Here is an 18295-nt window from a genome sequence, read left to right as displayed (position 1 = left end):
GAGGTGAGGCATTTGAGTCCAGGGGTGAAGTGGTTGGGCTTTTTCTTATCCCTACTGGGTATTGGACTAAGTTTTCTGTTTCTGTTTGATAACCCTTACAGTGAGCAGGCGGTATCCAACAGCACACAAGTGATTGTGGTCCTCATGCTCATTGTACCTTCAGCCGTCATGGCCATTTCAATCTGGCGTGGTCTTCGCTTACTTATGGCCATTTCTTTGATCTGGCTGGCACCCTAGTCCTTCTATTTTGCCATTGCAACTATTCCGAGCATTTGGAACGTTTTTTTTCTGATCCTATTGGTTCAATTCGTAGCTACCATTTTAGGACCAATACGTTCCAAATGAACAGAAGCCCCCACCCCTTGTCTTTTCTAACACCACTGTGTTATCTTAGGATATATTTTCAGGGAGTCATACAGAAGAGGTGAAGCACCATGATTATCCGGCAGATTTTCAATAACAATGTGATTCGGGCTGAAGATCAGGTCGGACATGAATACGTTGTCATTGGGAACGGATTAGGCTTTAAGAAGAAGGCGGGGCAGCGGGTCGAAGAGGAACGGATCGAGAAGACCTTCATGCTCAAACCTGAGAAGGTTCCGCGCAAATTGATTGATCTGATCGGGGAGACGTCTGCTGAATATTTCTCGCTGGCCGATGAGATTATCGCTTATGCCAAGGCGGAGATGGGCGACATTTTCAATGACAATATCTATATCACATTAATTGATCATATTCATTTTGCGATTGCCCGCTACCGGAAGTCGATGAATCTGAAGAACGCCTTGTTCTGGCAGATCAAGAAGTTCTATCCCAAGGAATTCGCTATCGGTGTGCAGGCGCTGAGTCTAATCCGCAAGCATTTTGACATCGAGATGGATCAGGATGAGGCGAGCTTCATTGCGATGCACTTCGTCAATGCCCGGCAGGATGGGCAGGAGATGCAGCGGACGGTCGAGGTGACCAAGGCGATGAGCGATATCTTCAGCATTTTGACGGAGGAATACCAGGTTAAGCTTAATGAGAATTCGTTCAATTATTCCCGGTTCCTCACCCATCTCCAGTACTTCCTCCAGCGTATGATCAGCGGGGAACAGGAGCGGTCTGCATCGGGCGACAACTTCCTGTATGACCAGATTAAGGTGAAGTTTCCTAAGGCTTTTGCGTGTACGGGCAAGATCAACCGCTACCTGGAGCAGACGTACGGGAATGCCATGTCCATTGACGAGAAGGTCTATCTGACGATTCATATTCAGCGGGTAACCTCAAGAGATATGAACCCGTTGGAGTAAAAAGGAAGTCAAAAAGGGCTTGCAAACGATTACTTAATCCGCTATATTGGAGTCACAACTTAAATCTAAGGATTGTTACTGCTACAGCAGGCGATACCTAAACGAGATGTGGATCACACCGGTGTGATCTCACAACTTTCGTTTAGGTTTTTTTTATGCCCATTTTTGGCGGTAAAGCAAAGGAGAATCAGCATGGATAACCGAAAAATGTCGGAAGACATCATCCGTCTCGTAGGCGGAGAACAGAATATTAACGATCTTGTCCATTGTGCCACCCGGCTGAGATTCAGCCTCAAGGATAACAAGAAGGCCGAGCGGGAGACGCTGGAGAAGCATCCGGGCGTCATTACCGTGGTGGAGAGCGGAGGGCAATTCCAGGTTGTCGTGGGAAGCAACGTAGCGAATGTATATGCCGAAATTGTCAAAAGCACCAGCTTCCTGTCCAGCACCTCCACAGATACGCAGAATTCCGGCCAGAAGATTTCGGCGGTATCGAAGGTGTTCGAGGTTATCTCCGGGAGCTTCTCCCCGCTGATTCCTGTAATGGCCGGATCGGGGATGCTGAAGGCACTGCTGACGGTACTTACGTTGCTGGGCTGGATGTCTGATTCAGGCGATGCCTACAAGATTCTGTCTGCGGCCGGCAATGCGGTCTTCTACTTCCTGCCGATCTTCCTGGGAATTACCCTGGGCATCAAGTTAAAAGCGAACCCGTACGTAGCAGGAGCAATCGGCGCAGCGCTAATGGAACCGAACTTTACGGCGATGCTGGAGGGGGATGGCGGACATTCCTTCCTCGGAATTCCGGTGGTGATGGTCAGTTATGCCTCCAGCGTTTTCCCGATTTTCATTGCGATCAGCATCTATGCCTTACTGGATAAGTTGCTGAAGAAGATCATCCACAAGGATCTGCAAATCTTCATGGTCCCGATGCTCTCCCTGATGATTATGGTACCGCTGTCGGTGATCGCCTTCGGTCCATTCGGTACAAGTGTCGGCGACTGGATTGCTTCCGGTGTGACCTGGCTGATTGGCGTAAGCGGCATCCTGTCGGGGGTTGTGCTCGGCGGGGGGATGACCTTCATGGTTGTGTTCGGACTCCACTGGGGCTTCACCCCGATCACGCTGCAAAATATTGCGAACGGCGGTGACCCGATTGAAGCCATGGCTTCAGCGGCGGTGTTTGCCCAGATCGGGGTGGCCTTCGGGATCTTCCTGAGAGCCAAGAAAGACCGGAACCTGCGGAGTATCGCCGCCTCTTCCGGGATTACCGGACTGCTGGCCGGTGTCAGCGAGCCGATTGTGTACGGCCTGATTCTCCGCTACAAGCGGGTGATTCCAATCGTTATTATTGCCGGGGCACTGGGCGGAGCGATTAACGGACACTTCGGTGTGCTGTATACGGCGTATGTGTTCCATAATATTTTCTCGATTCCGGTGGAGCAGCCGATGTCGATCTTCATTGTCTCGATGGTGGTCTCCATGGGTACAGGGCTGCTGCTGACCTGGCTGTTCGGATATGAGAGTAAGAACAAATTGGAGGCTTCCGCTCCAGCAACAGTAACTGAACAGATTCAGCCGGACAAGCCGGCAGCACCAGTGGTGGACTTGAAAAAGGAACTGATCTTCAGCCCGCTGACCGGCGCAGCCTTCCCGCTTAGCACAGTGCCGGATGATGCATTCTCCACCGGGGCCATGGGCAGAGGGCTGGCGATTAATCCTGTAATTGGAGAAGCGGTAGCCCCGGTGGACGGGACGGTGACCTCCATTTTCCCGACAGGTCATGCCATTGGCATCACGTCCGCAGCCGGAACAGAGGTGCTGATTCATATCGGAATTAATACGGTTGGCCTGAAAGGCAAGCACTTCACACCAGTGGTCAAGGAAGGTGACCGGGTGAGCCAAGGTGATCTGCTGATCCGCTTCGATCTGGAGCAGATCCGGGCGGCCGGGTATCAGACGATTACGCCAGTGATCGTAACCTTGACCCCCAAAGAGGTCGAGATTTTCGAAACGAACCAGCAGCAGATTGAGCAGAACGAAGTGCTTTTGACATTGGTGGATTAATACAAGACTGAGGAGGAATAAGGTATGCTGCACAAACAACTTCACGCTTTTCCAGAGAATTTCTTGTGGGGCGGGTCCACTTCGGCTTATCAGCTGGAGGGTGCCTGGGATGAGGACGGCAAAGGGCCTTCGGTGATTGATCTGGCCAACCATGTGGAAGGGGTGACGGACTTCAAGGTAGCCAGTGACCACTACCATATGTACAAAGAGGATGTGGCCCTTATGGCAGAGATGGGCTTCAAAGCCTACCGCTTCTCCATCGCCTGGAGCCGGATCTATCCGCATGGAGACGGTGCTGTCAATCCGAAGGGGCTTGAATTCTACAGCAATCTAATTGACGAGCTGCTCAAATACGGCATTGAGCCTATCGTCACGATGTACCACTTCGATCTGCCTTACGGGCTTGAAGAGCGTGGAGGGTGGTCCAATCGGGCGACGATCGATGCTTTTGAACAATATGCCAAGACATTGTATGAGAATTACGGGGACCGCGTAAAGTGGTGGCTGACCATCAACGAACAGAATATGCTGATTCTGCATCCGGGATCGATCGGAACCTTGAATGAGAATATGACCGATCCGCAAAAAGAGCTCTACCAGCAGAACCACCATATGCTTGTTGCGCAGGCAAAGGCCATGGTGCTGTGCCATCAGATGCTGCCTGAAGCGAAGATTGGTCCTGCACCCAACATCGGTGTGATCTATCCGGCCAGCTCCAAGCCAGAGGATATGCTGGCCGCAGATAACTATGCTGCGATCCGCAATTGGCTCTACCTGGATATGGCGGTCTATGGACGTTATAACCATATTGCCTGGAGTTATCTAGTGGAGAAGGGCTATGAGCCGAAGATTGAGGAAGAGGATATGGATATCCTCCGGCAAGGCCATCCGGACTTCATCGCCTTCAACTATTACACTTCGCAGACCGTTGGGGAGAGCAAAAATGACGGCAACGACTTCTCCCACACGGGCGATCAGCACGAAATCGTTGGCGAGCCGGGAGCATACCGGGGGTCAGTGAACCCTAACCTGCAAACTACGGAGTTTGGCTGGGAGATTGACCCGGTGGGCTTCAGAACAACGCTCCGCCAGATTTATTCCCGTTACCACCTGCCGCTGATTGTTACAGAGAACGGGTTAGGGGCATTCGACAAACTGGAAGCGGACGGAACCGTAAATGATGCGTACCGGATTGAATTCTTTCGCAAGCATATCGAGCAAATTCAGCTCGCGCTTACCGACGGGGTAGAGGTGTTCGGCTTCTGTCCATGGTCTGCCATCGATCTGGTCAGCACCCATCAGGGCTCCAGCAAACGTTACGGCTTCATCTATGTAGACCGCGAAGAATTCGACCTGAAGGAGCTGCGCCGCATCCGTAAGATGAGCTTCTACTGGTATCAGAAGCTGATTGCTTCCAGAGGCGAGATTCGCTGATTATAATTACAGAGGGTTGTCCCGGTAGCCACGAGCGGCTGCTTGGGGCAGCCCTATTTTTTTCTTCCAAATCATGCACAACAAAACCGGTACAATCGCCGTCTATACATAAAGAATGGAAAATAGTCTCAAAGGAGTGTGAACCGCAAGTGTTAAAAAAACTGGCTTTAACCCTACTTATGACGACGATGGTGTTCAGTGCAGGTGTAACGGGTCCATCGCAGGACAAGGCCCAGGCCGCCGGTGCTGGTACTGTGCAGGCCAAGACAGCAGATCAATTATATCCGGTTGAAGTGAACGGGAAATACGGCTTCATCAACGGCAAGGGCAAGGTGGTTATTGAAGCGGTGTATGATAGTTATGGTTACTCAGGAATGCCCGGAGGGACGGTGTATGTCGAGGACCATGCAGCCAAAAAGCAATATTATTTCAGTTCGGCCGGTACGAAGCTGTTCGAATATAAGCTGAGAGACGCCGGCATTCTGTATAATGACCGCGCGCTGTATACAGCGAAGGTTCAACTCGCCGGCGGGGCCACGGCGACCCGGTACGGGTATATCGATAGCCAAGGCAAGGTGGCCATACAGCCAATCTATGTCCGGGCATTTAATTTCTCCGAAGGTCTGGCCCGGGTCAATATGGGTAAAGCCTCGGGTTACATTAACACGAAGGGCAAGCTTATCGTTCCTTACAGATATAGCTTTACTTCTGATTTCTCTGAAGGTATGGCAGCCGTTACACTTGCCGTTGGCGGCAAATACGGCTATATCGACACCACTGGCAAGCTTCGCATCACCCCACGGTATGATTACGCCACACCGTTCTCCGGGGGGGCGGCAGTTGTGTATGTGAACGGCAAATACGGATACATCGACAAAACAGGCAATTACCTGATTAAGCCGCAGTTCAGCATGGCCCAACCGTTCTCGGAAGGTCTGGCGTTCGTCGAGCGCAATGGAGCCACCTTCTATATTAATAAGAAGGGCACCAAGGTCATTCAGGGATTCACGGCTGGAGGTTTGTTCAAGGGTGGTCTGGCTCCGGCAAGCCCGGGGCAGAGGTACGGCTATATTAATACCTCCGGACGCTTCGTGGTTAAGCCGCAACTCTATTGGGCCTCTGATTTTAAAGGCGAACTGGCAGAAATCACCCTGCTGGTTCCAGATACTCGCGAGGAAATCAGAGGGTACATGAACCGCAGCGGAACCATCGTCTGGCCGCCGGCTTCCGAGCTTCCGGGCGGAGTGGTGAAACCGTAACTAAATCAATCAAGGGTAGAGGAGGCAATAATATTCCATGGGCAACGACTTATACAGAAAACTAGGGGCAGCCTTTCTGATTACGGCCGCGTTAATCTACACGATCGAACGTGTAGGGACATTGAGCGCTCGAATTCATGAAATTTCTGCGTTATACCAGGCGCAAATGTACGATGTCCAGCCTAAAACTCATGTCGCAGGCTTCTTCGATAATCTCTTTGTGCCAATCCTTACGTTAATTGGTGTGATACTATTCGTATACGGTTTTCCGAAGAAAACAAAATAGGAGAGTGAACAGCGATGAACAGTGGTGAAAGGTTTACAGACCGGGTCGATTCCTATTTGAAGTATCGCCCAAGCTATCCACAAGAGGCTATTGATTATTTGTACGACAATATTGGTCTGCGCCCGAACAGTAAAATAGCAGATATCGGTTCTGGCACTGGGAGCCTGTCCAAGCTGCTTCTGGAACGCGGCAGCGAGGTAATCGCGGTCGAGCCCAATCAGGCCATGCGTGAAGCCGCAGAGCAAAGGCTCTACAGCAATCCGAACTTTCAAAGTAAATCAGGGTCTGCGGAAGCTACCGGGTTACCGGAGCAGTCGGTTGATTTTATTGTCTGTGCGCAGGCATTTCACTGGTTCGACCAGGTAGCCGCGCAAACGGAGTTCCGGAGAATACTACAGCCTGGCGGGAAAGTCATACTCATATGGAATTCCCGGCTTACACACGGTACTTCATTTCGAGAAGAGTATGATCAGCTGCTTCACACCTACGGAACCGACTATGAACAAGTGAATCATAAAAATATTTCTCCGGCGATGCTTCGCTCTTTTTTCAAAGAGAATACGATGTATACAAGCCGGTTTGAAATGACTCAGGAGTTCGATTTCGAGGGTCTGAGCGGCCGGCTGTTATCCTCCTCCTATAGCCCTGTTCCCGGACATCCGAATTACAATCCGATGATGACAGAGCTGCAGAATATATTTGACAGGCATAATCAGGGCGGTGTGGTTCCATTTGAATATGAGACTGAGATTTTTTGGGGAGAAGTATAGTTAAAAGGTATAGGTTGGCTGATGTGTAAACCGAGGGCGCATTAACACTGGCGCTGAAGGTTGAGAAACGGATAAATGGATAATCGAGAACGCAGAGTTGTAATCAACAACTCTGCGTTGTTCCTTCTCAGAATAAATCAATATTAGTGTCAAAATGTAGTTTTCTCATTACTGCCAATTATTTGGTTTCGTTGTTTTTCAATCCGGGGATTGGTTTGCCTCTTGGAAGGTCTAAAGACCATTGAAGATCTGAATAATACCGATCGACAATACTTCGAATTAAAGTTAGTCTCATTGGTATATTGTTTAAGCCTTTAACGATAAAAATTCCATCTTGTTCTTTCTCTTCGAGACTCGTTCTCCCTCGAAATTCTACTGGATAATTATTGCCTTTATCATCAATGGCTTGCCATTTATCAATATCAGGACTGCCCGTATTTACATAGGCACCCTTAATTTCGAAAACTCCCGCCGATTTTGGTTCTTGATTCTTGATAACTCCAGCCGCTATTGCTGCTTGTTGATCAGGGTCCTGAGTGATTTTAAAGGATTTGAACCTTACTATATCACCAGAATTATTAAATACGGCATTTTCTTTGCTTAGCTTTGATGGATAAATGACTATGGAACCCTCGCTCTTCTCGGGTAGGGAGTATCCATCTAAAACCATCTTTATGTGTTGTGTATCATAAGGCAGATCAATAAAGGTATAAGCCCAATGAACCCCTTTTTCAGTACGCTCTGATATATCTCCCACCAACATATTAAAAGAACCTAGTCCATTAACTTGTGATATTATTCTTCCTTGTTCATCTTCAAAGTGAAATATCAGTTTCTGCTTCTCTTCCATATCAGCCGGAACTTTATTTCTTGCTTGTTGGCTTAGTGATGTTGTAAGTTCCAATTTTACTCCGCTCGGAGTACGGGTCAGTCTATCCATCTGAATTGTCAGGCCTTCTGGGGTAACATAGCGCTCATTCAACTCATTTACAGTAGTCAGAGGAGCTGCTATAGTCAAATCCACAGGAAAAGAAAATTTCCAGTTCCCTTTGGTTTCTTTGATCTGATCAATATGGCTTTCTACAATAATTGTTGATGAAGTAAGTTCCCCTTTATAAGTATATTTATAAACATATACACCACCAACATATCCTGCAATCCCACTCCCTAAGCCGACTTCATTTCCTTGCTCATCTTTAACGATAAGTTTCTCTGGATCAAATCCATCTTTAATCGGTTGTCCAAAACGGTCAGTGATCTTCAACGCTATGGTGAGTCTGACCGCATCTGCTGAAACTTCATTTACCTGAATTCTGTAACCGTGATTACTAACATTTATTCCTGGATCTTGAATCAGCCCTAATTCTCTGGATTGTAGCAGTCCAGGGTCTAACGAGGCGTTAGATGAAAACATGGATCGAACGAATTCCGCTATAGATGGACTTGCAAATACTAAGGACCCACACAATATAAGAATCGTCGCAACAGCCGTCCATCGTTGTAAGGTTCTATGTGTCCGGTGAGGAGAATTTTTAGAAGGGAGATTCATTTGCACTGGCTCTACGACAGGCTCTATTAAAGTTCCTTGTAGTGATTCCATGACTTGATTGGTGAATGAAGATGGTAATACAGCCGGGAATAAGGCATCAGAGAATTCAGATTGTTCTTGCAGGAGCTGATTATAACGCGCCAAACAACCCGGGCAGTTTTCAATATGCTTCTCCAACTCATCCAGGTGCCCCCTAATGAGATACTCTTCCATCTCCGCAATGCTCCAACATTTCATTTAAGTTCACCCCTTCCTTTATGAGTAATTTATGAAGTCTTTTTTTAGCCCGATGCAATCCGTTTCTGATTTGATTAATACTGTACCCTGTAATTTGCTCCATTTCTTCATAAGTCAAGTCATTTGTATATCTCAGTAGTATCATTAATCTGTATTTGCTTGGAAGCTTGTTGACTAGAACGGAGAGCTCTTTTCTATTCTCCTGATGTATAGCTTCACTTTCCGGATCAGGTAACGAGCTTAAGAGATCGTTTGTGATTTCTAGATGAACCTGGTGCTTTTTTCCTCTGTATCTATTCTGGAAGATATGAATCGAAATGGTATAAATCCATCCTGCAAAACTTCGGTCTGTGCGATGACTTCCCAGCTTCCGATAAGCTGTTATAAAGGCTTCCTGTGTCATATCTTTTGCATCTTCAGAGGAGGCACCCATTTTTAAAAGTAGGCCATAAATCTTGTTTTTATATTTGTCTACCAGGAAAGTGTAGGAGGCCTTATTTCCTCTTAAAATATCCTGGATTATGCTAAGCTCCTGTTCCCTGTCATTCATTTGTAATCCTCCTTTCCTGCTGTTCTACTTCTAAGATGCAAAATACCATTCATTATTCTCACTTCATTACACAAAAATTTATAACAGACCAGTTTTAGATAGGAAAGTGGAGCATAAAGAAGTAGCGTTCGCTGTTGCGATTCAGGTTTCTTTTCTGCTATAAAGCCTGCAACCCCATACCGGGATTGCAGGCTTTTTGCGGAACTAGATATAGGATATGATCTCAATGTCCGTCACTTTTACTCAAAAGGTATACACATGATCCTTAATATCCGCCCAAGCCAGCGTTCCGTCCGGCATCCAGCCCAGCAATGTGCCTGCGGATACGAACGTGAAGGTCCGCTCCTGTGTGTCGTACACCTGAATGGCGCCTGTGCCGGATTTGAAGGCTGCGAATCTGTTGTCGGGTGACCAATTCAGTCCGGATAGCAATAGGTCATTATGCGGCTGCCGCTCATGCTCTGCGAGATCCTTCTTTAGCTGGTCCGTGATTCGCTGATCCTGCATCACCGTGGACGTTCCGCTTCCGGTGTTGTAACGGACTTGTCCAAGCGGGTTATGCTCACCTCTGTCTGCGGGAAGGATCAGATTTGAATCGTCCTCCCAAGTCAGAGAATACACGAACAGGAAGCCGTCACTATGGGAGATGAAGGCGGCGTTCTGCTGCGAATGCAGTATTTTCCCCTTCTGATCCAGCACCGTCAGGTCCGCCCCAGGTCCAATGTATTCGTCATGAGCAGTTAATACAGCTATGCGCTTGCCGTCAGGCGAGGAGGACATGCCGTAGACCGGCTTGCTGAATACATGAAGCTTCGTACGGGTGAAGCCCTTCAGGTCTACCCGATACAGCGTCTTATTGCCTGAGATCATATAAGTAAAGTCCCCATAGAAGCGGTCAGAATACATCTCATGGTAACCATAGTCATTGCCGTAGGCATCCTTCTCCTGAGCAAAAACCGGAATCTCCAGCGCCTCGCCTGTCAGGGCGTGCACCAGATGATGCTTCTCCTGTCCGTAGAACAGATAGGAAGCGGCAACCGATTCCCGGGTCTGAATGGACTTGATCCAGCCCGTGTTCCAGGCAGGTACTACGCGCCGGGTACCGGAGGTGACGCCTTGGAACAACAGACTGCCCTCGCCGTCTCCAGCTCTGATCACTACCGTGTTACGGTACGGCTGCTCTGTACTAGCATACTTGCGCCCGTCTGTGGTGACGGCTTCGTCCAGATTGAACGTCCCGGACCAGACACTGCCCTCATCGAGATGCAGGCGGATTTGCAAAAACCGCGGGGACTCCCATTCCAGCGTGTAACGGAATTCAGTCTCGGGATCACTGGTCTGCAGACTATTCTTTATCGCTTGCTCCAATGATTTTTTATCGATATCGCTGTTCGACTTCACTTGTATCAGTTGTCCACCGCCGCCGATCACTTTCAATTGCTCAATATAGAGCAGCGGCTCCTCCTCGCTTGAAGGTGCTGAAGTGGTAGGTGTGGCTGACATAGCCGTGGGTGACCCTTCTGCGGGTGAGGATGGGGACGGGGAAGAGCCGTTCACACCGGCCTTGTCTGCCCCCTGACACCCTGAGAGCAGAGCTGCCGCCAGCACAATTGCTGCCATATAGCGCATATAGAAACCTCCTGTAATGTTCGATTGTCCTATTGTTTTCAGAGAATAGATAGATTTTCCATATTGTTATGGACGCGGATGCTGCACAGAAGTTGCAGATGCGGGTTTGACTTCAATGCTCTTCATGGATACCATGGAAGCAAAGATCTGGCTGTTATGCCACAAACAGAGGTGATCCTAGATGATAAAAGAAGTAGAGATGTGGACCCATACCTTAGAAGAAATGAAATACTTTTATGAGAATACTCTTGGGCTGACGGTAGTCCAGGAACATTCAGCCTGCTTCAGTGTACAAGCGGGAGTGTCTACTCTAACCTTTACTGAGTCTAACCCAAGCAGACAGCCGAAATATCATTTTGCCTTTAATATTCCTGAGAACCAGATCAATGAAGCGTTGCGCTGGATTACTCCTAAGGTGTCTGTCATTCCCGACGAAGGGCAGGAGGTTGTGCGCTTCGAGTCTTGGAATGCCGATTCCATCTATTTCTATGATCCGTCAGGTAACATTGTAGAGCTGATTGCCCGGCACAATTTGAACAATTCCGCCAATGAAGCCTTTTCTCCGGCCAGTCTGTTATGTGTCAGTGAGATTGGTCTGCCTGTACCCGATGTGGAGGAAGCACTCCTTAAGCTATCCCGGGTAGGGATCGTTCCTTGGCAGGACTATAGTAACCAGTTCGCTGCTGCCGGTGACGAGCATGGGCTGATTATTGCTGTGAAGCAAGGCCGGGTCTGGTTCATGTCTGATCAGGAGGAAGCCTATCCGCATCCGCTAACGATCAGGACAGATGTCTGTGAAGTGACGCTGGATGCTTCAGAGGGGTTGAAGGTCCAGGGGCTTCGTTAAGCTAACCGTACAGAATGAGTATAACGGTACAAACATATAAGAATAAACTAGGCAAATGAACCTTTTCCCCGCTCCGTTTGTTTATAACTTGCCAGGCTCTGAGTAGTGAAGCTTAACAACCAAAGCGGGGGGATTACAGGTGTCTATGATATTGGCAATGCATATTGCTACACATCTGCTTACGGGCAGTTTTATTGTATCGATTGTGCTTATGCGCAAGGCGATTTCTTTTAAGGAAAAAGTGGTTCTGCTCGGACTGACCTCGTTCCTTGGAATTGTGCCGGATCTGTTGGGGAACAGGTATGTATCTCCTTGGTCGCATTCCATTATAGTCATGGGGCTGGTTATGGTTCCGATTGTGTTCCTGTTCAGGCTGCTGCTGAAAAAATATTCGTATACCCAGTTATATCTGTGTCTAGCGGGGAGTGTGCTGGGGCATATTCTTGTGGATTATTTGGGACATGGGGTCCATTTGGTCTATCCGCTGTCCAGCGAAGCTTATACTCTGCCCTTGATCTATCTTGGTGATCCTACGGTTTGGATGCCTATGTTAGTGGGGGTTATGAGTTTTGTGCTTCCGGTGTCGTTGGGCAGGAGACGGGTGCTAAGTACGGGCTGTGCTGTGTTTATTGTCCTGTATCTCAGTCTTAAGCTTGCCATGCTAATGCAACTGGAACAAGGGCTTCCGCGTAAATTCACACTCACTCCACAGGCAGCCGTTCAGGTGTATTCGCTCGGGGATTATCAGATTCACAAGCTGAGTGATTTTTGGAAAATGGGGTTTGACGTCATCGACTCCCAGCGAAGGGTGCTTGGGGTGTTGCCTGTCTTGGGCGGAGAGGTCCGTTTAGACTTGAATATGATCTTTGCCGTTAAGAGTGACGTTGTCCGCAGCAAGACGGGAAAAGACGGGCTGGAGCAAGTATACCGGAAGCTCCCTGCCGGGGATGAGGCTTCATTTGAAGTGATGGAGGAGAGCGGGGAAGGGCCTGCCGGAGAGATTGTTGCACGCGACCGGGAGGGGAATCCCCGTTATTTCATCTATAAGGATGGAACTTGGGTGGAAGAACAGAGGGAATAGACTATTGCAAAGTAGGGATAGCACGTGGAAGATATTCAAGCACTTATTCAAAAGCTAGACTGGGACACACCTGAAGCCGAACAAGCGGAGGCTATGGGTCCATCAGCCAGCCTCAATATCTTAATGCAATCTTAATATCTATGCGTAATCCTTAACGCTATATTAATGCCGGACATGATATGTTGAAGGTCACAGAACATTCTTCTGTGGTCTTTTTGTTGTGTCCGAGAATGGGAGCAGATGGGGTACAACCAAGATCCTACAAATAACAAGCGAGTGGTGAAACCGAGTGATTTCATTTTTAAAACGATTTTTAATTGGCAGGCCCTTAAAGTCCAGTGAATTGGGCGAGCAAAAGTTAAATAAAAAGAAAGCGCTGGCTATACTGTCTTCAGATGCGCTGTCATCCGTGGCCTACGGGCCGGAGCAAATCCTGATTGTTCTGGTTACGATTGGGGCAGCCGCCTTCTGGTATTCGATCCCGATTGCGCTGGGTGTGTTGATCCTGCTGACCGCGCTCATTCTGTCCTACCGGCAGATTATTTTTGCGTATTCCCACGGCGGGGGCGCCTATGTGGTGTCCAAGGAGAACCTGGGCAAGTATCCGGGGTTAATTGCCGGCGGTTCGCTGCTGGTTGACTATATTTTAACGGTGGCTGTAAGTATATCGGCGGGTACGGATGCCATCACCTCAGCTTTTCCCAGCCTGCATGAGCATAAAGTGGTGATTGCCATTGTGTTTGTGCTTCTGATCACGATTTTGAACTTAAGAGGGGTCACGGAATCTGCCTCCGTCCTCGCTTATCCGGTCTACTTATTCGTCTTGGCCTTATTCATCCTGATTGGTACAGGTCTGTACAACATCTTGTCTGGTAACGTTCCGGCGGAACTGCATACCTCACTGGGGACTCCGGTAGCGGGGATCAGCCTATTTCTATTATTGCGCGCATTTTCTTCCGGGAGCTCTGCGTTAACGGGTGTAGAAGCGATCTCCAATGCCATACCGAATTTCAAAAGCCCGGAAGCGTCCAACGCCTCCAAAACCTTAATCGCCATGGGAGTTTTATTGGCTGTGATGTTCTCAGGCATTGTGGTGTTAGCCTATTATTACGGGATTGCTCCCCGTGCTGATGTTACTGTTGTCTCGCAGATTGCCGAGCAAACCTTTGGCCGGAATGCGATGTACTATTTTATCCAAGGAACGACTGCATTAATCCTGATTCTGGCTGCCAACACCGGTTATTCCGCCTTTCCATTGCTGGCCGTGAACCTTGCCAAGGATAAATTCATTCCGCGAATGTTCACCATGCGGGGGGACCGGCTGGGTTACTCCAACGGTATTATCATATTGGGTGTGCTGTCCATGATTCTGATTTATGTCTTTGAGGGGAAAACGGAGCAGCTGATTCCTTTATATGCTGTAGGTGTGTTCATTCCCTTCACGTTGTCGCAGAGTGGGATGATGGTGAAATGGCTCCGGGAAAAGCCTGCGGGCTGGGTGCAAAAGTTCATCATCAACACGGTTGGCGCGCTGATCAGCTTCGTTGTAACGATGATGTTCTTCATGACCAAGTTTACGCAGGTCTGGCCGGTATTTGTCTTTCTGCCGATTCTGCTCCTGGTGTTCCACCGGATTCATAAACATTATGAGGCCATTGCGGACCAGCTTAGAATTACTACCTGTGAGGAAACGGTCAAGATTGAAGGCAATGTGATTATCGTGCCGGTTGCCGGAATCACTCATGTCGTGATGAACTCCCTGGAATATGCCAAGTCGCTGTCTCCGCAGCAGATTATAGCCGTCTACGTGCCCTTCGAGCGGGAAGATGAAGCGGTGTTCGAGGAGAAGTGGAGAAAGTGGCAGCCGGACGTAAGGTTAGTAACCCTATATACTCCTTATAGAAGCATTGTACAGCCGTTGACCAAGTTTATTGATAAGGTGAATTGGAAGGCTGCAGAGTTGAACCATAGGGTAACGGTAATTATTCCACAGTTCATTCCGAAGAAAGGCTGGCATAATATCCTTCATAATCAATCGAGTCTGCTGATACGCGCCCGTCTGCTGTTCCGCAGCGATGTGATTGTCACTACAGTGCCTTATCATTTGAAGAAGTGATTGAGTATAAAAAGCCTGCACCCCATGCCGGGAGTGCAGGCTTCTTGCTGTTATTAAGGTTCGTTAACTTAGCCTAGCTTAAGCAGCCTGCTTCGCAGGCAGCAGCCGGCGGATCAGCTTCGCCAGCTCCATCACAATGACTGCGCCTAGGGCGAGTCCGGTGGCGGTTAGCCAGTGGTTCATCCCGAAGGTGGCAGGGATCGAGAAGATCTCTCTGACACCTGGCAGGACCGCAATGCCGTAGAAGGCAAAGCAGATCAAGACCGCGCCGATTACATATTTGTTGCTGAAGAAGCCGGCCTCCACAGAGGTCTGGCTGTTGGAGCGGGCAGCGAAGGTCTGCAGGGTGCGCGCCAGAATCAGCGTGGTGAAGGCCATCGCAATCCCCATTTCATCCGAATGCTGCAGCCCGATATACTGGGAGATAATCACGGCAATCCCGATCAGCAGACCGCGGGTGATCACTGCCTGCATCATCCCGCCTGCAAAAATGCCCTCGCTGATGTCCCGCGGCTTGCGGCTCATTACATCCGGCTCGGCCTTTTCCATGCCCAGCGCAATCGCCGGGAGGGAGTCGTTCGCCAGGTTAATGAATAACAGCTGAATGGCCGTGAACGGATTGATCCAGTCGAAGATCAGGGCGAACAGGATGGCGATAATCGCACCCAGATTGCCGGCGAACAGATAGGCGATCGCCTTCTTGATGTTATCGAACACCGTCCGGCCCACGGCCACCGCATTGACGATGGATACGAAGTTATCATCCGTTAGGATCATAGCCGCCGAATCCTTGGCGACATCGGTTCCGCTGCCCATCGCAACCCCAATATCGGCCTGCTTCAGTGCCGGGGCATCATTGACGCCGTCCCCGGTCATGGCGGTGATTTTGCCCTTACGCTGCCACGCCCTGACGATCCGGATCTTGTTCTCCGGGGAGACCCGGGCATACACGCCGATCTGCTCCAGTCTGTTGTCCAGCTCCTCATCGGACATGGCATCCAGCTCCTGGCCGGTGACGGCGATCTCATCCTCTGCCATCAGCCCAATGTCGCGGCCGATCGCCTGGGCCGTAGTCTTGTGGTCCCCGGTAATCATAATTGTGCGGATACCGGCTTTGTTCGATTCGGCGATAGAGCCATATACGGCCTCGCGCGGCGGGTCAATCATCGCCGACAGGCCGACCAGCACCAGGTCCTGCTCATCGTCAAGCCCCACCTCAGTCACTGTGTCCGGCACGTTCTTATAGGCATAAGCAAGCACGCGCAGCGCTCTGCCGGAGAACTGTTCATTCGCTTCATTGAAGTTTTCCAGGACCTCTGCCGTCAGCGGAACCTCCTGGCCCTCCAGCAGGACATGGGAGCATCTGCTGAACAGAACATCCGGGCCGCCTTTGGTAAGCAGAGCTTTCTGTCCTTCGAACGTATGCAGCGTGGTCATTAGCTTGCGTTCCGAATCGAACGGCAGCTCGGCCTCGCGCGGGAAGTTATCGCGGATCTCGCGGTAATCCCTGTCTTTGCTGTTGCTGAAGGCAATCAGCGCTACCTCGGTCGGGTCGCCCAGCTCTTTGCCTTCCTCATTAATGTTGGAATCGTTGCAGAGCACGGCAATATGCAGCAGCTTGCGGGCTTCCTCCGACCAGTCATCGGCCTTCAGCTTGAACTGCTCTTCTGGCCCTCCGGGGAGAAAATAATCGACAACCGTCATTTTATTCTGGGTCAGCGTCCCGGTCTTGTCCGTACAGATGACGCTCGTTGATCCGAGTGCCTCTACAGCAGGCAGCTTACGGATAATGGCATGCTGCCGGGCCATTTTATTCGTGCCCACGGAGAGTACAATGGTCACGATAGAAGACAACGCCTCGGGAATAGCGGCAACGGCTACTGCTACAGCGAACATCAGGGCATTCAGGATGGCTTCGGTGGTGTCCACCGTGTCATTCGAGAGCCAGACGCGTGCGGCCTGAATGCCGAAGATCAGCACCGACAGCAACAGGACGGCGATCCCCAGCTTTTTGCCGAAGCTCTCCAGCTTGCGCTGCAAGGGCGTCTGCTTGGCTTCGGCACTCTCGATCAGCCCGGCAATCTTCCCGAGCTCGGTGCCGAGTGCCGTTCCTGTAATGACCAGCGTTCCCCGGCCATAGACGACCAGCGAACCGCTGAAGGCCATGTTGCGCCGGTCGCCCAGCGGAGCCTCCTGCAGGATCGGTTCGGTATGCTTATCGACGGCTTCGGATTCGCCGGTCAGCATGCCCTCATCAATCCGCAGACTCCCGGATTCAATAATCCGTCCATCCGCAGGCACATAATCGCCAGCTTCCAGGAAGACGATGTCGCCCCGGACAAGCTCCCTTGCCGGAATCGACAGTAAGGCCCCGTCCCGCATGACCTTGGCTTCGGGTGCGGACATTTTGCGCAGGGCGTCCAGTGAGCTCTCCGCCTTCCGGGTCTGAACTACACTGATTACAGCATTCAGAATCAGCACCACGAAGATGATAACGGATTCCATAATATGTCCCATTACGATCTGAACTGTAGCCGCGATGAGCAGCACAATGACCATAGGATCTTTGAAATTCTCCAGAAACAGCTTCCATAGCGGGTCCTTCGCTTTACCCTTCAACTCATTGTAGCCTTCCTTGGCCAGCCGGTTGTCTACTTCAGCAGACGTAAGCCCGCTTGCGGAACTGTTGACTTCTTCCAGGGTGTCTGAACTATTGCGGCGGTAATACTCCATCAGGAACAAGCTCCTCTCCCGTGTTTCTTTGTCTGTATGGTTCAAATCTACGTTAGGAATGATGACAAGTTTCAGCATTCTCAGCTCGGGCGACTAATTACTTATACCCCAATAGGCCATAGTTAGATAGAATGAATGAAGATAATTATTCGTTAATGGTGAAAAATATTTCGTAAAGGCAGGGTTCTGCTTGAATCGGCAATGAAGATAACTATTTCCTTCCGCTGATTTTCCTCGTTTTGAACGGCTGGACCATTGCAGTTAACCTATACCCATCTATCATTGCCAGGAATGAGGCATACTATTTTAGCGACGGCCTGCTTCTGGCAAGAATTATGAAGAGTAGAGAGATCCATCACGAATGATTCTTCTCCTATGTGTTAAGGCGCTTCGGCATATAGCCCAAGCGTCTTTTTTTGTACTTTTTAGAGCAAAACCCATAAAT

Annotated in this window: 14 protein-coding genes; 10 read left to right on the top strand and 4 right to left on the bottom strand. The window is 49.7% G+C overall.

Translation table 11 applies throughout. The features are described from left to right. Positions 1 to 12: 12 nt before the first annotated feature. The 7 genes from MKY12_RS27705 (at position 13) to MKY12_RS27675 (ending at position 7108) form a co-directional block, all read left to right on the top strand. Positions 13 to 237 carry a hypothetical protein gene (locus tag MKY12_RS27705; protein ID WP_339311688.1) on the top strand — a complete coding sequence of 75 codons (225 nt, stop codon included), beginning with the start codon at positions 13 to 15 and terminating at the stop codon, positions 235 to 237. A 197-nt stretch (positions 238 to 434) separates the two neighbouring features. Next, positions 435 to 1292, top strand: a complete 858-nt coding sequence (locus tag MKY12_RS27700; protein WP_339311687.1) for a PRD domain-containing protein — start codon at positions 435 to 437, stop codon at positions 1290 to 1292. Positions 1293 to 1484: 192 nt separating this feature from the next. Beyond that, positions 1485 to 3359 carry a beta-glucoside-specific PTS transporter subunit IIABC gene (locus tag MKY12_RS27695; protein WP_339311686.1) on the top strand — a complete coding sequence of 625 codons (1875 nt, stop codon included), beginning with the start codon at positions 1485 to 1487 and terminating at the stop codon, positions 3357 to 3359. Positions 3360 to 3383: 24 nt separating this feature from the next. Next, positions 3384 to 4793 carry a glycoside hydrolase family 1 protein gene (locus tag MKY12_RS27690; RefSeq protein WP_339311684.1) on the top strand — a complete coding sequence of 470 codons (1410 nt, stop codon included), beginning with the start codon at positions 3384 to 3386 and terminating at the stop codon, positions 4791 to 4793. Between the two features lie 179 nt (positions 4794 to 4972). Continuing rightward, positions 4973 to 6052 carry a WG repeat-containing protein gene (locus MKY12_RS27685; protein ID WP_339311682.1) on the top strand — a complete coding sequence of 360 codons (1080 nt, stop codon included), beginning with the start codon at positions 4973 to 4975 and terminating at the stop codon, positions 6050 to 6052. A gap of 37 nt (positions 6053 to 6089) precedes the next feature. Next, positions 6090 to 6338 carry a hypothetical protein gene (locus MKY12_RS27680; protein ID WP_339311680.1) on the top strand — a complete coding sequence of 83 codons (249 nt, stop codon included), beginning with the start codon at positions 6090 to 6092 and terminating at the stop codon, positions 6336 to 6338. 14 nt (positions 6339 to 6352) lie between these two features. Continuing rightward, positions 6353 to 7108 carry a class I SAM-dependent methyltransferase gene (locus MKY12_RS27675; protein ID WP_339311678.1) on the top strand — a complete coding sequence of 252 codons (756 nt, stop codon included), beginning with the start codon at positions 6353 to 6355 and terminating at the stop codon, positions 7106 to 7108. Positions 7109 to 7286: 178 nt separating this feature from the next. On the opposite strand, the gene MKY12_RS27670 is transcribed toward MKY12_RS27675, so the two are convergent. From MKY12_RS27670 to MKY12_RS27660, 3 genes are all read right to left on the bottom strand, one after another. Then, positions 7287 to 8870: a DUF4179 domain-containing protein gene (locus tag MKY12_RS27670; protein WP_339311676.1), complete on the bottom strand. Its 1584-nt coding sequence runs from the start codon at positions 8868 to 8870 to the stop codon at positions 7287 to 7289. Continuing rightward, entirely contained in the window at positions 8851 to 9444 is a 594-nt protein-coding gene (locus MKY12_RS27665; protein WP_339311674.1) for a sigma-70 family RNA polymerase sigma factor, read from the bottom strand. The genes MKY12_RS27670 and MKY12_RS27665 overlap by 20 nt, the downstream gene beginning before the upstream one ends. Positions 9445 to 9687: 243 nt before the next feature. After that, positions 9688 to 11073, bottom strand: a complete 1386-nt coding sequence (locus MKY12_RS27660; RefSeq protein WP_339311673.1) for a hypothetical protein — start codon at positions 11071 to 11073, stop codon at positions 9688 to 9690. Positions 11074 to 11254: 181 nt separating this feature from the next. Here MKY12_RS27660 and MKY12_RS27655 point away from each other — a divergent pair, with 181 nt between their 5' ends. The 3 genes from MKY12_RS27655 to MKY12_RS27645 all read left to right on the top strand — a co-directional run bounded on the left by MKY12_RS27655 (position 11255) and on the right by MKY12_RS27645 (position 15117). Continuing rightward, positions 11255 to 11920, top strand: a complete 666-nt coding sequence (locus tag MKY12_RS27655; RefSeq protein WP_339311671.1) for a VOC family protein — start codon at positions 11255 to 11257, stop codon at positions 11918 to 11920. A gap of 145 nt (positions 11921 to 12065) precedes the next feature. Then, on the top strand, positions 12066 to 13001 hold the full coding sequence (locus MKY12_RS27650) for a metal-dependent hydrolase (RefSeq protein ID WP_339314992.1): 936 nt from the start codon (positions 12066 to 12068) through the stop codon (positions 12999 to 13001). Positions 13002 to 13290: 289 nt separating this feature from the next. After that, entirely contained in the window at positions 13291 to 15117 is a 1827-nt protein-coding gene (locus MKY12_RS27645; RefSeq protein WP_339311669.1) for an APC family permease, read from the top strand. A 78-nt stretch (positions 15118 to 15195) separates the two neighbouring features. Here MKY12_RS27645 and MKY12_RS27640 read toward each other — a convergent pair whose 3' ends face one another. Further along, positions 15196 to 17850, bottom strand: a complete 2655-nt coding sequence (locus tag MKY12_RS27640; RefSeq protein WP_339314990.1) for a cation-translocating P-type ATPase — start codon at positions 17848 to 17850, stop codon at positions 15196 to 15198. Positions 17851 to 18295 lie beyond the last annotated feature (445 nt).

Source organism: Paenibacillus sp. FSL M7-0896 (assembly GCF_037975415.1).
Lineage (GTDB): Bacteria > Bacillota > Bacilli > Paenibacillales > Paenibacillaceae > Paenibacillus_AQ > Paenibacillus_AQ silagei.
The sequence above is the reverse complement of the archived record's forward strand: the minus strand, read 5'-3'. Positions and strand labels throughout refer to the sequence as shown.